Below are 16,662 nucleotides of genomic sequence, written 5' to 3' on the forward strand. Positions count from 1 at the left end.
GCCCTCAAAGCATTCGCGCACGACCTCATAGATCGCCTATTGGGCGCACGAATGATCGTGAACGAATTCACGCAATGAACCGCACAGGAACCACTGTAAACGCGGGCACCGACAGCCGCACATGCCGAAGGGCCCCAACGAGTGGGGCCCTTCGGAACAGAAATAGTTGCGCAGTGAACGAGGTGAACGAAGGGAACCAGGTGACGAGGTGACTAGGTCAGGGAAGCAGCGTGGCCGGCGGCGTGGTCGGCCACCTCATGCGGATCTGTCCGCCCTGCTCCCCTGTGGTGACCTCGACGTCGTCGACGAGCCCGCTGATGACCGCGAGGCCCATCTCGTCCTCGTCGGCCTCCACGTCGCCGTCACCGGGCCCGGCGCCCGGCGCCCGCTCACCGGGGGCGGCGTGCGGGGCCTCGTCGCCGACCTCGATGGAGAACTGTTTCTCCTCCTCGATCAGCAGCACCTTCACCGGCGCCGAGATTCCGCTGGTCTGGTGCAGTCCGACGGCCCGGCTGCAGGCCTCGCCGACGGCCAGCCTGACCTCGTCGAGGACGGCCTCGTCCACTCCGGCCCTGCGCGCCACCGCTGCCGCCACCAGCCGGGCGGTCCGGACGTGCTCGGGCAGCGCGCTGAAGCGGAGCTCAACGGTGGCCATGCATCCCCCTCGCAACTACGGGCGTGCTGTCGAGGCGGCCGGGCCGCCGAAAGCCCGGGCCCCCTCGCTGTTCACTTTCCGAACGTCTCGCCGAACATCTCCTGCCCCGGGCACGCGGCCCGGGGCAGGTGATCAGTCGGTCGCCGCCACCGCTTCCTCGACCGAGGTGTGAATCGGGAACACCTTGGTGAGGCCGGTGATGCGGAAGATCTTCAGAATGCGCTCCTGGTTGCAGACCAGGCGCAGGGAGCCCTCATGGGCCCGCACGCGCTTGAGGCCGCCGACCAGCACGCCGAGGCCGGTGGAGTCGAGGAAGTCCACACCTTCCATGTCGACGACAAGGTGGAAACTGCCGTCGTTCACCAGCTCGACCAGCTGCTCGCGCAGCTTGGGCGCGGTATATACGTCGATTTCGCCACCGACCCTGACGATCGTGCGATCGCCCATGGTCTCGGTCGACAGGGACAGGTCCACGGATCCTCCAGCACCTTGCTATCGAGCGGTCGCCCTTGGGGCATCTCGGCTTCGGCCCCTGGACGGTTCGCCAGCCGCGATGGCATTCAATCACTTACCGGCAGGCGTGCACGACGCCTTGGCCCCATTGTCCGTCACGCCAGTGACACACTCGGTGCCGATGGCCAAGAATCACCGATCCGATCGACCCCCGACGGACCCCGCCTCCCGACCGGCGCCGGGCGCGGTCCTGGACCGGCTCGCCTCCGGGCCGAGCCGGGCTTCGCGCATTACTCATACGGAGCACTTGCCCCCGCGTGAGGGTCGCCATGCCGTCTGGCCGGACCGGATCCGCGCCGAGGTCATCGCAGCCGTGCAGGCCGCGGGCATCCAGCAGCCCTGGGCCCACCAGGCACGCGCGGCGGAGCACGCCCTGGACGGCCACTCGGTCGTCGTCGCCACCGGCACCGCCTCCGGCAAGTCCCTGGCGTACCTCGTGCCGGTCCTGTCGACGCTCCTGGACGGCGCCGAGGCCCCGAACGGCCGCGGCGCCACCGCCCTCTACCTGGCGCCCACGAAGGCGCTTGCGGCGGACCAGTGCCGATCCGTGAAGGAACTTTCACACCCGTTGGGCCATTCGGTGCGCGCCGCGGTCTACGACGGCGACACCCCGTTCGAGGAACGCGAGTGGATCCGCCAGTACGCCAACTACGTGCTGACCAACCCGGACATGCTGCACCGCGGCATCCTCCCCTCCCACCCGCGCTGGGCCTCCTTCCTGAAGTCGCTGAAGTACGTCGTCATCGACGAGTGCCACACCTACCGGGGCGTCTTCGGCTCGCACGTCGCCCAGGTGCTGCGCCGACTGCGCCGCCTGTGCGCCCGCTACGGCGCCTCACCCGTCTTCCTGCTGGCCTCGGCGACCGCCGCCGAGCCCGCGGTGGCCGCCCGCCGCCTCACCGGCCTGCCGGTGGTGGAGGTCGCCGACGACGCCTCCCCGCGCGGTGAACTGGTGTTCGCCCTCTGGGAACCCCCGCTGACGGAGATGGAGGGCGAGAAGGGCGCACCCGTCCGCCGCACGGCCACCGCCGAGGCCGCCGACCTGCTGACCGACCTCACCGTGCAGGGCGTCCGCTCGGTCGCCTTCATCCGCTCCCGGCGCGGCGCGGAGCTGATCTCCGTCATCGCCCAGGAACGCCTCGCCGAGGTCGACCGCTCCCTGGCCCGGCGCGTGGCGGCCTACCGTGGCGGCTACCTCCCCGAGGAGCGCCGCGCCCTGGAACGCGCCCTGCACTCCGGCGAGCTCCTCGGCCTCGCCGCGACCAACGCCCTGGAACTCGGCATCGACATCTCCGGCCTGGACGCGGTCGTCATCGCCGGCTATCCGGGCACGCGCGCGTCCCTGTGGCAGCAGGCGGGCCGGGCCGGACGGTCCGGGCAGGGAGCGCTGGCCGTCCTGGTCGCCCGCGACGACCCGCTGGACACCTTCCTCGTCCACCACCCCGAGGCCCTGTTCGACCAGCCGGTGGAGTCCACGGTCCTCGACCCCGACAACCCGTACGTGCTGGCCCCCCACCTGTGCGCGGCGGCGGCGGAGCTGCCCCTCACGGACGAGGACCTGGACCTGTTCGGCCCCGCCTGCGAGGAGCTCCTCCCCCAGCTGGAGGCCGCGAAGCTGCTGCGCCGCCGGGCCAAGGCCTGGCACTGGACCCGCCGGGAGCGGGCCGCGGACCTGACCGACATCCGCGGGGAAGGCGGACAGCCGGTCCAGGTCGTCGAGGCCGGTACGGGCCGCCTGCTGGGCACCGTCGACGCGGGCGCCGCCCACTCCACGGTGCACGAGGGCGCGGTCCACCTGCACCAGGGCCGCACGTACCTGGTGCGGTCACTGGACCTGGAGGACTCCGTCGCCCTGGTCGAGGAGGCCAGCCCGCCGTACTCCACGGTCGCCCGCGACACCACGTCGATCTCCGTCCTGGAGACGGACATCGAGGTCCCGTGGGGGGACGGCCGCCTGTGCTACGGCTCCGTCGAGGTCACCAACCAGGTCGTCTCCTTCCTCCGCCGCCGCCTCATCACCGGCGAGGTGCTGGGCGAGACCAAACTCGACCTCCCTCCCCGTACGCTGCGCACCCGTGCCGTGTGGTGGACGGTCACCGAGGACCAGCTGGACCGGGCCCGGATCAACCCGGAGATCCTCGGCGGCGCCCTGCACGCCGCCGAGCACGCGTCGATCGGCATGCTGCCGCTCTTCGCGACCTGCGACCGCTGGGACATCGGCGGCGTGTCGATCCCACTGCACCCCGACACGCTCCTGCCCACCGTCTTCGTGTACGACGGCCACCCCGGCGGCGCGGGCTTCGCGGAACGCGCCTTCCACACCGCCCGCGCCTGGCTCACCGCCACCCACCAGGCCATCGCCTCCTGCGAGTGCGACGCCGGCTGCCCGTCCTGCATCCAGTCCCCCAAGTGCGGCAACGGCAACGATCCGCTGCACAAGCGGGGCGCTGTACGACTGCTCACGGTGTTGCTGGAGGGGGCGCCGAAGGAGGAGGCTGCGGCTGAAGAGGGCCGGGACGAGCCGCCGACTGATGAGGACCGGAGTGGACCGCCGGCTGAGGGGGACCGGAGTGGGCCGCCGGCGGTACCGGGACGCCAGCGGCGCCCGTCGGGGGAACCTGGCCAGCGGGCCCCGTCGACGGACCCGGCTCCGCCCGCCCCACGGCCTCCGCAGGACCCGCCCGGGCCCTGACCTCCGCCGCGAACGGCCCCCGCCCGGATGCCACCGTCACGTCCGAGACGTCACCGACGATCGCGCACCGCACGAGCCGCGTGGCCTGCGCCCGGGCCACCCGGCCCGCCCGTCCACAGGCCGCCGCCTCGCCCTCCGCCCAGTGATCCGCCGCCGCGAGCGCCGCGAGATCCGCGCCCCCGGCCGCACGGTGCCGGGTCACGACGGCCTGCCCCAGGGCGAGTGCGAGGCCGAAGACGACGCACAGGACGGCGATGATCCCGACGCTCCAGACGGTGGCGGAGCCGCGGTCAGGACACCGAACGCCGCCGGCCGACCACCGCTTCCCCAAAATCCCCCTCACGACCCCACCTCCACCGACGCCACGGCCTCCTCCCGCACATCGAAGGGCAGGCCATGCAGGACCGGCGGCTCGGCAACGACGACGACACGGACCTGGTCCGCCTCCTGGCTGACCGTGACCTCCGCCCCGGGCGGTGCCACCTCGCGGGTCACCTCGACGACCGCGCCCGGCGGATCCTGACGGGCCGCCGCACGAGCGCCGGTCCGCGCCGCGTCCACGCACTGGATCTGCGCGACCACCACCAGCAGCCCCCACACCAGCGCCGCCGCGAACAACACCAGCACGGGCAGCACCACGGCCGACTCCGCCGTCACGAACCCCTCATCACCCGTGCCCCCATTCGCATCCGCATCCGCACCGACACGCGCGCCCGCGCCTGCCCCTGCCCCTGCGCCCGCACCGCGCTCACATCCGCGCATCGAGCGCCCGCTTCACGATGTTCTGCAACTCCGCGCTGACCGTGCCGCTCGTGACCACCTTGTAGAGCACCACGGCGAACGCCACCGCCGCCACGATGCCCATCGCGTACTCGGAGGTGACCATCCCCGCGTCCCTGCGCACCGCCGCGCGCGCCTTGCACACCAGGGCACGCAGCCGTGCCCGTACCGCCTGATACATCTCAACCCCCGTAAGGAAGAGTCCCGTTGAAGTGACAAAGGTCCTGTCGAAGTGACAAAGGTCCTGTCGAACTGCTGCTCGCTGCTGCCCACTTGTCCTGCGTGCCGGCGCTCACCGACCCCCGGCATCCCGCTCCGTCATCCACCACCCCCTCCCGACACCCCACCCGCCAGCCCGATCACCAGCGGCAGCACCCCGACCGCGATGAACGCGGGCAGGAAGCACAGCCCCACCGGCGCGGTGACCAGGACGGACGCCCGCCGGGCCCGTGCCGTCGCGGTGCGTGTCCAGTCGGCGCGGGCCTCCGCGGCGAGCCGTGCGACCGGTGTGGCGGCAGGCAGTCCGGAGACGTCGGCCCGCTCCAGCAACCGGGCCAGAGGTCCGGCGCCCGGTGTCGCGGCCAACCGCCGCCAGGCCGCGCCCGGTTCCCCACCGAGCCGCACTTCCGCCGCGCCCCGCGCCAGCACCTCCCCGACAGGCCCGCCCAGGGCCTCGCCCACGGCCTGCGCCGCGATCACCGGACCGGCGCCCGCCGCGATACAGGCCGCCAACAGGTCTGCGGCAAGCGGTAGTTGACGCGTCGCCTCAGCGGCGTCGCAGTCCCCGGCGGGCGTGCCGGTGACCGCCTGCCGCAGTCGCCATCGCCCCAGCGCGACCGCGGCCACCAGCCCCACCGCTACTCCCGCGAGGCCGCCGACCAGCACCCACCCGGCGCATGCCACACCCGCCAGGGGCAGCCATCTGCGCGCCGCGTTCCCCACCGCGAGGCGCGGGGCAGCCGCCGGCGTCTGCACGGCCAGCAGCGCGGCCACGCGCCGCCGCACCCTGCGCTCCCGCCGCACCGCCGACAGCGACCGCGCCAGCCATCCGAGCAGCAGCACCACCCCCACGGCCGCCCACAGCCTGTGGACAACGTCCCCGTTCACGCCGCCGCCTCCGCTCCCCGCACGATGCGCAGCACCCACCACAGCCCCAGTCCCTCCAGCACGCCGCCGGCCAGCAGACAGCCCAGGCCCGCCCCGGTGTGCAGCACCACGTGCAGCGGGTCGACGCCGAGGGCGGTGCCGAGCAGGAGCCCGAGCACCGGCAGCCCGGCGAGCATCACGGCCGTGGCGCGGGTGCCCGCCAACTGGGCACGCAGGTCGGCGCGTTGGTCGCGCTCGGCACGCAGGGCGCCTTCGAGCCGGTCGAGTCCGGCCGCGAGCCCGGCGCCCTGGTCCACGGCCACCCGCCAGCACGCCGCGAGTCCCCGGAGCCCTTCGGCACCCGGTTGCCGTGCCGCCGCCGCGAGCGCGCCCGGGACGTCCCCGCCGAACCGCGCCGCCGCCAGGACCCCCGCCTGAGCCGCACCGAGCCCGTCGGAGTCACGCGCGGCCCGCATCAGCGCCTCACCCGGCTGCCGCCCGGCCCGTACCTCCCCGGCGAGAGCCCCGCACAGCGCGATCACGGCGTCACCCCGGCGCTCCCGATCGCGCCTCGTCTGACGGGCGAGCCGCGCCCGGCGCAGCAGAGGCACCCCGGCCGCCCCCGCGACGACCGGCAGCACCGACGCGCCCAGCACCGCCAGGACCAGCCCGGCCGCCAGCGACCACCACTCGGCCCGCAGCCGCCCCCGCAGCCGCCGCAGCGCACCGGTCAGCTGCGGCCATGCGGGCGGCCCGCTGCCGACCACGCCACCGCCCGCGAGCAGCAACCGCGCCCGCCGCACCCCGGGCTGCCGCCCACCCAGCAGCCAGACCGCCGCCCCGAGGCACGCCACGGCCGCCCCCATCGACAGCTCAGCCGTCTCGTCCATCGCTCGATCCCCCTCCACAGCCGTCGTTCCGGAGCAGCCCCCGCAACCGCTCCCACCCCCGCTCGTACGCGAACGCCGCCGCGCCCCACCGCAGCGCCGGCACCGTCCGCACCAGCCCCGAGGGGTCCCGCTCCAGCACGTGCACCTCGGCGATCCGCCGCCGCCCGGCCCGGTCGCGCACCAAGTGCAGGACCACCGACAGCGCGGCCGCCAACTGGCTGTGCAGCGCCGCCCGGTCCAGCCCGGCGGCCGTGCCGAGCGCCTCCAGCCGGGCCGGTACGTCGGCGGCCGCGTTCGCGTGCACGGTGCCGCAGCCGCCCTCGTGGCCGGTGTTCAACGCGGCGAGCAGATGGACCACTTCGGGGCCGCGCACCTCGCCGACGACCAGCCGGTCCGGCCGCATCCGCAGCGCCTGCCGCACCAGGTCCTCGAGGGTCACCAGCCCCGCGCCCTCCTGGTTGGCGGGCCTGGTCTCCAGCCGCACCACATGCGGATGGTCCGGCCGCAGTTCGGCTGAGTCCTCGGCGAGGACGATCCGCTCGTCCGCCCCGACCAGCCCCAGCAGCGCGCTCAGCAACGTCGTCTTGCCGCTGCCGGTCCCGCCGCTGATGAGGAACGACAGCCGCGCCCGCAGCAGCGCCCGCAGCACCCGGTCCCCACCCGGCGGCACCGTGCCGGCCGCCACCAGTTCGTCGAGCGTGAAGGCACGCGGCCGTACGACGCGCAGCGACAGGCACGTGCAGCCGACGGCTACCGGCGGCAGCACCGCGTGCAGGCGGGTCCCGTCGGGCAGCCGGGCGTCGACCCACGGCCGGGCGTCGTCGAGCCGGCGTCCGGCCACGGCGGCCAGGCGCTGCGCGAGACGTCGTACGGCCGCCGCATCCGCGAAACCGACGGACGTCAGCTCCAGTCCGCCGCCCCGGTCCACCCAGACCCGGTCGGGGGCGGAGACCAGCACGTCGGTCACCGACGGATCGGCGAGCAGCGGCTCCAGCGGCCCGCTGCCGACCAGCTCGGACCGCAACCGCTCGGCGGCACCGAGCACTTCGGCGTCCCCGAGCACCCGTCCCTGCTCCCGCAGGGCCTGCGCCACCCGCGCGGGCGTCGGCTCGGCCCCGCTCTCAGCCAGCCACTGCCGCACCCCGTCGAGCAGCCCGGCACCGTCCGGTCCGGCGAACGCGCTCACGCGGCACCCGCCTCGATGAGCGCCCGCTCCCAGAATTCCCTGCAGAAGCGCGCGAGCGGCCCCCGCGCGGCCGCGCCGGGCGGCTGCCCGCTGTCGTTCGGGGACAGCAGCCCCGCCTCGACGGGCACCGCGCCCGCCAGGGGCAGTCCGAGCAGCCGGGCCACCTCGCGGTCGTCGAGGCCGGGCGCGTACGGCCCCCGGACCGCCACCCGAAGATCGCGCAGGACCATGCCGACGGCGGAGGCGACGCGGCCGGCCGCCGCGACGGCGCGCAGCTCGGCGGGCACCACCAGCAGACCCAGATCCAGCTGGGCGAGGACTTCGGCCACCCCGTCGTCGATGCGGCGCGGCAGGTCGACGACGACCGTGCCGCCCCGGCGCCGGGCCGCCGCGAGCACGGCGCGGACGGCCTGCGGCGGTACGGCGACGCTGTCGCCGCGGTCCCAGCTGAGCACCCGCAGCGAGTGCAGCTTCGGCAGCGACTCCTCAAGGGCACCGCCGCCGACCCGCCCCCGCGAGGCGGCGAACGCGGGCCAGCGCAGGCCTTCGGCCGTCTCGCCACCGAGGAGTACGTCGAGTCCGCCACCGAGCGGATCCGCGTCCACGAGGAGGGTGCGCAGTCCCTCCCGCGCGGAGGTGACGGCGAGCGCGCACGCGAGCGTGGACGCTCCGGCCCCGCCGCGCCCGCCGATGACGCCGACGGTGAGGGCGGGCCGCCCGACGCCCTCGGCGACGTCGGCGATGCGGTCGACGAGCCACTGTTCTCCGTCGGGCAGCATCAGCACGTGGTCGGCGCCGATCTCGACGGCCCGGCGCCAGACCCCGGAGTCGTCCTGGTCCCGGCCGACCAGCACCACTCCGCGCCGGCGCGCGGCCCCGCGTACGCGCCGCGCCGCGTCGTCGCCGACCAGGACGAGCGGGGCGGTCTCCCAGCTGCCTCTGCGTTCAGGCACCCCGTGGTGGACCTCGGGTGTGGCGCCGGCCGCCGCGCACAGGCGCAGCAGGTCGTCGAGGAGTCCGGCGTCCTCGGTGACGATCAGTGGTCCGCTCTGCCGCCCTGAGGCGGCGGGCGGCGGATCGTGTGTGACGGCTCCGGGCACGGTCTGCATCCCCCTTCGCTGCATCTCTCGCGCAGCCCCTGCGGCCCCGCGATTCCCAAACGTGTGAAGAACCGGCAAGCGGTCTCCATATGAGCGGCCGACGGAAACCGGCCATACGCGCCCGGCAAACAGATCCGGCCAGGAACTCGCCGCGAGCGGGCCGCGCAGGAATCACGGTGCAGCGATCCCGGAAATCGTGTGGATCTTGGTCGATAACTGTGGACAACTCGATGGTTGTGAATATCGCCGTCACCCAAACGGGCTAGCCCCGCGCACCCCATGTGCGAGTTCCGCAGAGCAGTCCGACGGCTACGCACAGTGACAGATCATGGGCATCAAAAAGCGGCGGCCGTGGCCGCCTCGAAGCGGCATCCCGGCCGCGCAGACAAGAAGAAAACCCACCCGGACATGCGACGACCCCCGCCGGGGGGGAGAGCGGGGGTCGTCTCCACGGCCGACTCGGGGGGGGAGGAGTCGGACCGGGTTAGCACGGTCGCGAACGATCCGTGACTTCCATGGTGTACCCGAGAGGCCTCTCAGGCAAACCCACGCGCCCACCTTACGCCGAATGGGCTGCCCCTATGCTCAAGGGCGTGGAAAACCACTCCTTGGCCCGCACAGCGGCCTTCTTCGACCTGGACAAGACGGTCATTGCGAAGTCGAGCGCGCTCACCTTCAGCAAGTCGTTCTACCAAGGGGGGCTGATCAACCGCAGGGCTGTCCTGCGTACCGCGTATGCCCAGTTCGTCTTCCTCGCCGGCGGCGCCGACCACGACCAGATGGAGCGGATGCGCGAGTACCTGTCCGCGCTGTGCCGCGGCTGGAACGTCCAGCAGGTCAAGGAGATCATCGCCGAGACGCTGCACGACCTGATCGACCCGATCATCTACGACGAGGCCGCCTCCCTCATCGAGGAGCACCACACCGCCGGCCGCGACGTCGTGATCGTGTCGACGTCGGGCGCCGAGGTGGTCGAGCCGATCGGTGAACTGCTCGGCGCGGACCGGGTCGTGGCGACCCGCATGGTCGTGGGCGACGACGGCTGCTTCACCGGGGAGGTGGAGTACTACGCGTACGGCCCGACGAAGGCCGAGGCGATCAGGGAGCTGGCCGCGTCCGAGGGGTACGACCTCTCCCGCTGCTACGCCTACAGCGACTCGGTGACCGACCTGCCGATGCTGGAGTCCGTCGGCCACCCCCATGCCGTGAACCCGGACCGCGCGCTGCGCCGCGAGGCACTCGGGCGCGGGTGGCCGATTCTGGACTTCCACCGGCCGGTCCGGCTCAAGCAGCGGCTTCCCGCGTTCTCCGTACCGCCGCGCCCCGCGCTCGTCGCGGTCGCCGCCATAGGCGCGGCGGCGGCCACCGCGGGCCTCGTCTGGTACGCGAACCGGCGCCGGACTTCGGCGGCCTGACTGCTCGCCCGATTGACACCCCCTGGCCTGCTCGCCCGCATTGACACCTCTTTGAACCTAAAAGTAAAGAAGTACAGCGAGGGGTTCCGCTTACCCAGGTTCCGGAGTACAAAGGACTCAACGGCCCGCGAGACCAAGGGCATCCGAGAGGATCACCTTCAAAACGCAACTGGCCCCACGGACCGAGCATGAACACCGGGCACCCACGCGACGTCGACCCGTCGATTACGGGCCAGCCGCACCAGGTACGGGCAAAAGTCCCCGGCCTGATGGGCACATATCGAGGACGCTTGGTAACTCGGTGGACATGCCAGCGGCGGTACGAGAACTCGTACCGCCGCATTTTGCTGAGGCCGACTGCGGCCCGTATTTCGATGAGGCCGCTTTACGCCGCCCCGCGCTGCAGCGCCTCGCACACCGCCGTCGACTCGCGCGCGCCGAGTTCGACGGCCCTGCCGCAGTGCGCGATCCAGGCGGCCATCCCCTCCGGGGTGCCGGAGACGTACCCGTCGAGGGCCGTGAGGTAGGCCTCGCGGCCCAGCTCGGCGTGGCCGACCTCGGCCGGGCACACCGACTTCGGGTCCAAGCCGCTGCCGACCAGGACGATGCGCTCGGCCGTGCGCGCGACCAGGCCGTTCTGGGAGGCGAAGGGCCGCAGCGCCAGCAGCTCGCCGTGCACGACGGCGGCCGTCACCAGGGCGGGGGCCGAACCGCCCGCGATGATCAGCTCGGCGAGGCCCTCCAGCCGGCCGTGCATCTCCGCCGCGCCCGGCAGCGGCAGCCCGATCAGCGGCTCGTCGACGGGCTCGCCCTCCTGCCGGGGCCGCCCGACGTGGTCGGCCTTGTCCGCCGCCGCCACCAGGTGCAGCCGGGCCAGCACCCTGAGGGGCGACTGCCGCCAGATGGACAGCAGTTGGCCTGCCTCGGCGGTCAGCCGGAGGGCCGCGCCCATGGTGCGCGCCTCGTCGTCCCCGCTGAAGTCGCTGCGGCGGCGCACCTCCTCCAGCGCCCAGTCGGCGCCGGCCAGCGCGGCCGAGCCGCGGGCGCCGCGCAGCGCCGCCTCGGAGGTGATCGCGTTGCTGCGGCGCCGCATGATCCGGTGCCCGTAGACCCGGTCCACGGCCTTGCGCACGGACTCCACGGACTCGGCCACGCCGGGCAGCGAGCCCAGGGTTGCAAGGGGGTCCCCCGCGCTCGAGCTCTTCCGGGAGCTCGGGGGAGGATCGGCGGTCGCGCCTGTCGTACTCATGAGTACGACAGTACGCACCCCGGGCGCCCGCCCCACGATGGAGTGGTCTTCTTCACGCCCGCGTGCCACGGAAAGCGATCACTCCACTACCCTTGGTGAACATGAAAATTGCTTTCGTGGGCAAGGGCGGCAGCGGCAAGACGACCCTGTCCTCCCTGTTCATCCGTCATCTCACGGCCACCGGCGCGCCCGTCGTCGCGATCGACGCCGACATCAACCAGCACCTCGGTGCCGCGCTCGGCCTCGACGAGGCGGAGGCCGCCGCACTGCCCGCGATGGGCGACCACCTGAGGCTGATCAAGGACTACCTGCGCGGCTCCAACCCGCGCATCGCCTCCGCCGAGACGATGATCAAGACGACGCCGCCCGGCGAGGGCTCGCGGCTGCTGCGGGTGCGCGAGGACAACCCGGTCTACGACGCCTGCGCCCGGCCGGTGGAACTCGACGGCGGAGCCGTCCGTTTGATGGTCACCGGCCCCTTCACGGACGCCGACGTGGGGGTCGCGTGCTACCACTCCAAGACAGGAGCGGTGGAGCTGTGCCTGAACCACCTGGTGGACGGGCCGGGCGAGTACGTCGTGGTGGACATGACGGCAGGCTCTGACTCCTTCGCCTCCGGCATGTTCACCCGCTTCGACATGACGTTCCTCGTCGCCGAGCCGACCCGCAGGGGGGTGTCCGTCTATCGCCAGTACAAGGAGTACGCCAGTGACTACGACATCGCCCTGAAGGTCGTCGGCAACAAGGTGCACGGTCAGGACGACCTCGACTTCCTGCGCGCCGGGATCGGGAACGACCTGCTCGCGACGGTCGGGCACTCCGACTGGGTGCGCGCCATGGAGAAGGGCCGGCCGCCCCGGTTCGACCTCCTGGAGGAGCCCAACCGCCACGCCCTGCAGCTGCTGCACGCGACCGCCGACGCGACGTACGAGCGGCGCGACTGGGAGCGCTACACACGCCAGATGGTGCACTTCCACCTGAAGAACGCCCGGTCCTGGGGCAACGAGCGCACCGGGGCCGACCTGGCGGCGCAGGTCGACCCCGAGTTCGTGCTCGGTGAGGGTGTCGTGGCGACCGCCTGACACCCAGGTGTGTCAGGGCGACCGCTTGGCCGCCGGCACCCCGGGCGCCCCCTTGGGGGCCGGGGCGGGGCGGTCGGCGAGGAAGGACGCCCAGCCCTGCTTCGGGGCCTCGCCGACCTTCAGGGTGCGCAGCTTCTGAAGCGTCTTCGGGTCCTGGGCGTCCAGCCAGTCCACGAGCTGCCGGAAGGAGACGCAGCGCACCTCGGCCTTGGTGCACACCTGCTCGATGACCTCCTCGACGGCCCGCATGTACGTGCCGCCGTTCCAGGACTCGAAGTGGTTGCCGATGATCAGGGGCGCGCGGTTGCCGTCGTAGGCCCGCTGGAAGCCCTGGAGCAGGCCGTCCCGCATCTGGTCGCCCCAGTGGTCGTACTTGGCGGGGTCGCCCTGGGTGGTGGTGCCCGACTGGTTGACCATGAAGTTGTAGTCCATGGTGAGCTGCTCGAAGGAATGCCCGGGGAACGGCACGAGCTGCAAGGACACGTCCCACAAGCCCTGCTTCTTCGTGGGCCAGACCTGGTCGCTGACGCCGCTGGTGTCGTAGCGGAAGCCCAGCTCACGGGCGGCCTTCAGGAAGTTCGTCCGGCCCTCCAGGCAGGGGGTGCGGGCGCCGATGAGCTCCTTGTCGTAGTCGAAGGGCAGCGGGGCCGCGTCCTTCAGGCCAGCGTTGGTCTTCCAAGTCTTCACGAACTGCTTGGCCTGGGCGATCTCGTCCTTCCACTCCTTGACCGACCACTCGCCGACCCCGCCGCCGCTGCCGCAGAAGTGGCCGTTGAAGTGGGTGCCGATCTCGTTGCCCTCCAGCCACGCCAGGCGCAGCTGCTCCACGGTGGCGGCGATGCCCTTTCGGTCGTTGAAGCCGATGTCGGAGCGGCCCGGGGTGTGCTGCGGCGGCCGGTACAGGTCGCGCTTGTCGTCCGGCAGCAGGTACACGCCGCTCAGGAAGTACGTCATCGTCGCGTTGTTCGCCTTGGCGACCTTGCGGAAGTGGGAGAAGAGCCGCTGGCCGTCCTCGCCCGCGCCGTCCCAGGAGAAGACCACGAACTGCGGGGGCTTCTGCCCGGGCTTGAGCCGCTCGGGCCTGGGCAGATGCGGCTGCGCTCCGGTGTAGGCGGTCGAGCCGTCGCCGATCAGCCGGAACGCACTCTTCGGCGCCGGCGCCGGTTGTGCCTGCTGCGGGCCGTTCGCCCCCTGCCGCGAACCGTCGGAGCCGAACGCGCAACCGGCGAGCGATGCGGCACAGACCGCGGCGACCGCGGAGCCCGTAACGATCCTGTGGGTGGCGGCCATCCGCCCACCTTCTTCCTTCTCTCGGGTGCCGACAGCGCCGCCAAGGTCGCACGGCAGAAAGAAGGAATTAGTACGACGAGCCGATTGAAATCTCTGCTTCACCTCTGCGAGTGACTTATTGGGCCATTTGCCCGGAAATCCTATGCTCGCCCTTTACTCTGCATTACGATTCGTTTACTGATTGTGATGCATCCCGCCGCTGTACGCCGTGACCCACGGCCGCGACCGAACCCCGCCCCCGAGCGGGGGACCACCAGATACGCGACCGCGCAGCCCCGGAGGAGACGGGAAACATGTCAGCCTGCGTCCCCGCCCGCGCCGCCGACTCGACTCGGACGACGCGCTTCCACCCGCCCCACAGTCCGCCACCCAGCGGCCCCCGCCGCTTCCGTGTCGCGGGGGCCGACCTGTCGGCCTCGATCACGGTCTTCCTGATCGCCCTTCCCCTGTCCCTCGGCATCGCCCTGGCCACCGGAGCGCCCCTGCAGGCCGGCCTCGTCGCCGCCGCCGTGGGCGGACTCGTCGTCGGGTGGCTCGGCGGCTGCCCGCTCCAGGTCAGCGGCCCGGCCGCCGGGCTCACCGTGGTCACCGCCGACCTCATCCAGCGCTACGGATGGCGGACCACCTGCGCCATCACCGTCCTGGCCGGTCTCGCCCAGCTGGGCCTCGGCTGTCTGCGCGTGGCGCGCAGCGCGCTCGCCGTCAGCCCCGCCATCGTGCACGGCATGCTCGCCGGCATCGGCGTCACCATCGCCGTCGCGCAGCTGCACATCGTCCTCGGCGGTACGCCGCAGAGCTCCGTCCCCGACAACTTGCGCGCGCTGCCCGCCCAGTTGGCGGACCTGCACCCCGCGGCCGTGTCGGTGAGCGCGCTGACCCTGGCGCTCTTGCTGGTCTGGCCGCGGCTCCCGGGCCGGGTCGGGGGCATCCTGCGCAAGGTCCCGGCCGCGCTCGTCGCCGTCGCCGGGGCGACCGCGGCCGCCGCCCTGGCGGGCCTGCACCTGCCCAAGGTGGACCTGCCGTCCTGGAGCAACCACGCCCTGGCCGGACTGCCCGAGGGCCCCGTGCTCGGCCTCGTCGCGGCCGTGCTCACCACCACGCTGGTGTGCAGCGTGCAGTCACTGCTCGGCGCGGTCGCCGTGGACAAGCTGGTGGCCGCACGCCCCGGCCCGCACATCCGGCGCTCCGACCTGGACCGTGAACTGCTCGGTCAGGGCACCGCGAACATCGTCTCCGGCACACTCGGCGGCCTGCCCGTGGCCGGCGTGGCCGTACGCAGTACCGCGAATGTGCACGCGGGTGCCGTCAGCCGGAACTCCACGATGCTGCACGGCGTTTTCGTAGTAGTCGCCGCGCTGCTGATGGTCCCGATCCTGGAGCTCATCCCGCTCGCCTCGCTCGCCGCCCTGGTGATGGCCATCGGCATCCAGATGGTGTCCCTGCACCACATCCGCACGGTGACCCGCCACCGGGAAGTGCTGGTCTACGCCGTCACCACCCTCGGCGTGGTGTCCTTCGGTGTCCTGGAGGGCGTGGCGCTGGGGATCGCCGTCGCCGTCGGCGTCGCCCTGCACCGCCTGACCCGCACCCGTATCACGCACGAAGAGAGGGAAGGAGTCCATCATGTACACGTACGAGGGCAGTTGACGTTCCTCGCGGTGCCCCGGCTCAGCAGGGCCCTGCATCTCGTGCCCCAAGGGACGGACGCCGTCGTGGAGTTGGACGGCTCGTTCATGGACCACGCCGCGTACGAGACGCTGCAGGACTGGCAGAACACGCACACCGCGCGGGGCGGCACCGTCCAGATCACCGGCCGCCGCGCGGCAGTCAAGATCGCCGAACCCGCGGCCCTCCGCGAGCACGACCCGCAGGACGGAACCGACGGGACCGACGAAACCGCCGGCTCCTCCTCCGGCTGCCGCTGCCGTCCCTGGACGCCCTGGCGCAACCACCAGCGCGAATGCCCGCAGTCCGCACCGTCCCCCGAGCAGCACCACGAGGGGTCCGTCCGGCCCGAGCCCACCGGAGCCGGCACCAGCGGGCACGAACTGGCGCGTGGCATCAGCGCGTTCCAGCGCAACACCGCACCCCTGGTGCGCGGCGAGCTGGCCCGGCTGGCACGGGAGGGACAGCGGCCGTCCCAGCTCTTCCTCACCTGCGCCGACTCACGGCTCGTCACCTCGATGATCACCTCCAGTGGTCCGGGCGACCTGTTCGTGGTGCGCAACGTGGGCAACCTCGTGCCGCAACCCGGTGAGGAGAGCGGCGACGACTCGGTGGCGGCGGCCATCGAGTACGCGGTGGACGTACTGAAGGTGCGGTCCATCACGGTGTGCGGGCACTCCGGGTGCGGGGCCATGCAGGCGCTGCTCAGCTCCGAACCGGACGGCGCGCGGACGCCGCTCAGGCGGTGGCTGCGGCACGGGCTGCCGAGCCTGGAGCGCATGACCGACGACAACCGGCCGTGCCCGCGGCTGGCCGGGCGGGCGCCCGCCGACCCGGTGGAGCAGCTGTGCCTGACCAACGTCGTCCAGCAGCTGGAGCACCTGCGCGCCCACGACTCGGTGGCCCGCGCCCTGGGGGAGGGCGACCTGGAGCTGCACGGGATGTACTTCCACGTGGGCGAGGCCCAGGCGTACCTGCTCACCGAGGCGGACGGGGAGAGGATCTTCGACCGGGTGATGGCGGCGGACCTGACGGCGTGACGCCGAACGCGTCCGGTGG

At 72.7% G+C, this 16,662-nt stretch carries 14 protein-coding genes and 1 pseudogene; 4 read left to right on the forward strand and 11 right to left on the reverse strand.

From position 1 onward, the window contains the following. Window positions 1-217: 217 nt before the first annotated feature. Together ACYVMZ_RS16325 and bldG are read right to left on the reverse strand one after the other, a co-directional pair. Entirely contained in the window at window positions 218-655 is a 438-nt protein-coding gene (locus ACYVMZ_RS16325; protein ID WP_461080115.1) for an ATP-binding protein, read from the reverse strand. 132 nt (window positions 656-787) lie between these two features. Further along, complete coding sequence (gene bldG / locus ACYVMZ_RS16330; RefSeq protein ID WP_003991900.1) at window positions 788-1,129, reverse strand: anti-sigma factor antagonist BldG; 342 nt, start codon at window positions 1,127-1,129, stop codon at window positions 788-790. Window positions 1,130-1,208: 79 nt separating this feature from the next. Here bldG and ACYVMZ_RS16335 point away from each other — a divergent pair, with 79 nt between their 5' ends. Further along, window positions 1,209-3,860 (forward strand): DEAD/DEAH box helicase, encoded by a 2,652-nt coding sequence (locus tag ACYVMZ_RS16335; protein WP_461080119.1) that lies wholly within the window; start codon window positions 1,209-1,211, stop codon window positions 3,858-3,860. On the opposite strand, the pseudogene ACYVMZ_RS16340 reads toward ACYVMZ_RS16335, so the two are convergent. The 7 genes and pseudogenes from ACYVMZ_RS16340 to ssd all read right to left on the reverse strand — a co-directional run. Continuing rightward, window positions 3,831-4,191, reverse strand: a pseudogene (locus ACYVMZ_RS16340) (Rv3654c family TadE-like protein); the annotation flags it as partial. The gene ACYVMZ_RS16335 and the pseudogene ACYVMZ_RS16340 overlap by 30 nt on opposite strands. A gap of 8 nt (window positions 4,192-4,199) precedes the next feature. Then, on the reverse strand, window positions 4,200-4,622 hold the full coding sequence (locus tag ACYVMZ_RS16345; RefSeq protein ID WP_461080121.1) for a TadE family type IV pilus minor pilin: 423 nt from the start codon (window positions 4,620-4,622) through the stop codon (window positions 4,200-4,202). Beyond that, window positions 4,609-4,821, reverse strand: coding sequence for a DUF4244 domain-containing protein (locus tag ACYVMZ_RS16350; RefSeq protein WP_461080123.1), 213 nt, complete (start codon window positions 4,819-4,821; stop codon window positions 4,609-4,611). Before ACYVMZ_RS16350 ends, ACYVMZ_RS16345 begins: the two co-directional genes overlap by 14 nt. Window positions 4,822-4,958: 137 nt before the next feature. After that, window positions 4,959-5,747, reverse strand: coding sequence for a type II secretion system F family protein (locus tag ACYVMZ_RS16355; RefSeq protein WP_461080125.1), 789 nt, complete (start codon window positions 5,745-5,747; stop codon window positions 4,959-4,961). Beyond that, entirely contained in the window at window positions 5,744-6,616 is an 873-nt protein-coding gene (locus tag ACYVMZ_RS16360) for a type II secretion system F family protein (protein WP_461080127.1), read from the reverse strand. The genes ACYVMZ_RS16355 and ACYVMZ_RS16360 overlap by 4 nt, the downstream gene beginning before the upstream one ends. Beyond that, window positions 6,600-7,802 (reverse strand): TadA family conjugal transfer-associated ATPase, encoded by a 1,203-nt coding sequence (locus tag ACYVMZ_RS16365; protein WP_461080129.1) that lies wholly within the window; start codon window positions 7,800-7,802, stop codon window positions 6,600-6,602. Before ACYVMZ_RS16365 ends, ACYVMZ_RS16360 begins: the two co-directional genes overlap by 17 nt. Next, window positions 7,799-8,911 (reverse strand): septum site-determining protein Ssd, encoded by a 1,113-nt coding sequence (ssd, locus tag ACYVMZ_RS16370; RefSeq protein ID WP_461080131.1) that lies wholly within the window; start codon window positions 8,909-8,911, stop codon window positions 7,799-7,801. The genes ACYVMZ_RS16365 and ssd overlap by 4 nt, the downstream gene beginning before the upstream one ends. Window positions 8,912-9,483: 572 nt before the next feature. On the opposite strand from ssd, the gene ACYVMZ_RS16375 reads away from it, so the two are divergent. Continuing rightward, entirely contained in the window at window positions 9,484-10,317 is an 834-nt protein-coding gene (locus tag ACYVMZ_RS16375; RefSeq protein WP_461080133.1) for an HAD family hydrolase, read from the forward strand. 385 nt (window positions 10,318-10,702) lie between these two features. Here the strand turns inward: ACYVMZ_RS16375 and ACYVMZ_RS16380 are convergent, their stop codons facing one another. Further along, window positions 10,703-11,566, reverse strand: a complete 864-nt coding sequence (locus ACYVMZ_RS16380; protein ID WP_461080135.1) for a Fic family protein — start codon at window positions 11,564-11,566, stop codon at window positions 10,703-10,705. Window positions 11,567-11,667: 101 nt separating this feature from the next. Between ACYVMZ_RS16380 and ACYVMZ_RS16385 the strand changes: the two genes are divergently transcribed. Then, window positions 11,668-12,648, forward strand: coding sequence for an ATP-binding protein (locus tag ACYVMZ_RS16385; protein ID WP_461080137.1), 981 nt, complete (start codon window positions 11,668-11,670; stop codon window positions 12,646-12,648). Between the two features lie 12 nt (window positions 12,649-12,660). Here ACYVMZ_RS16385 and ACYVMZ_RS16390 read toward each other — a convergent pair whose 3' ends face one another. Continuing rightward, a complete protein-coding gene (locus ACYVMZ_RS16390; protein ID WP_461080139.1) occupies window positions 12,661-13,938 on the reverse strand; it encodes a polysaccharide deacetylase family protein in 1,278 nt (425 codons plus the stop codon). Between the two features lie 293 nt (window positions 13,939-14,231). Between ACYVMZ_RS16390 and ACYVMZ_RS16395 the strand changes: the two genes are divergently transcribed. Then, a complete protein-coding gene (locus ACYVMZ_RS16395) occupies window positions 14,232-16,643 on the forward strand; it encodes a bifunctional SulP family inorganic anion transporter/carbonic anhydrase (RefSeq protein ID WP_461080141.1) in 2,412 nt (803 codons plus the stop codon). Window positions 16,644-16,662 lie beyond the last annotated feature (19 nt).

The organism is Streptomyces deserti, assembly GCF_054782695.1.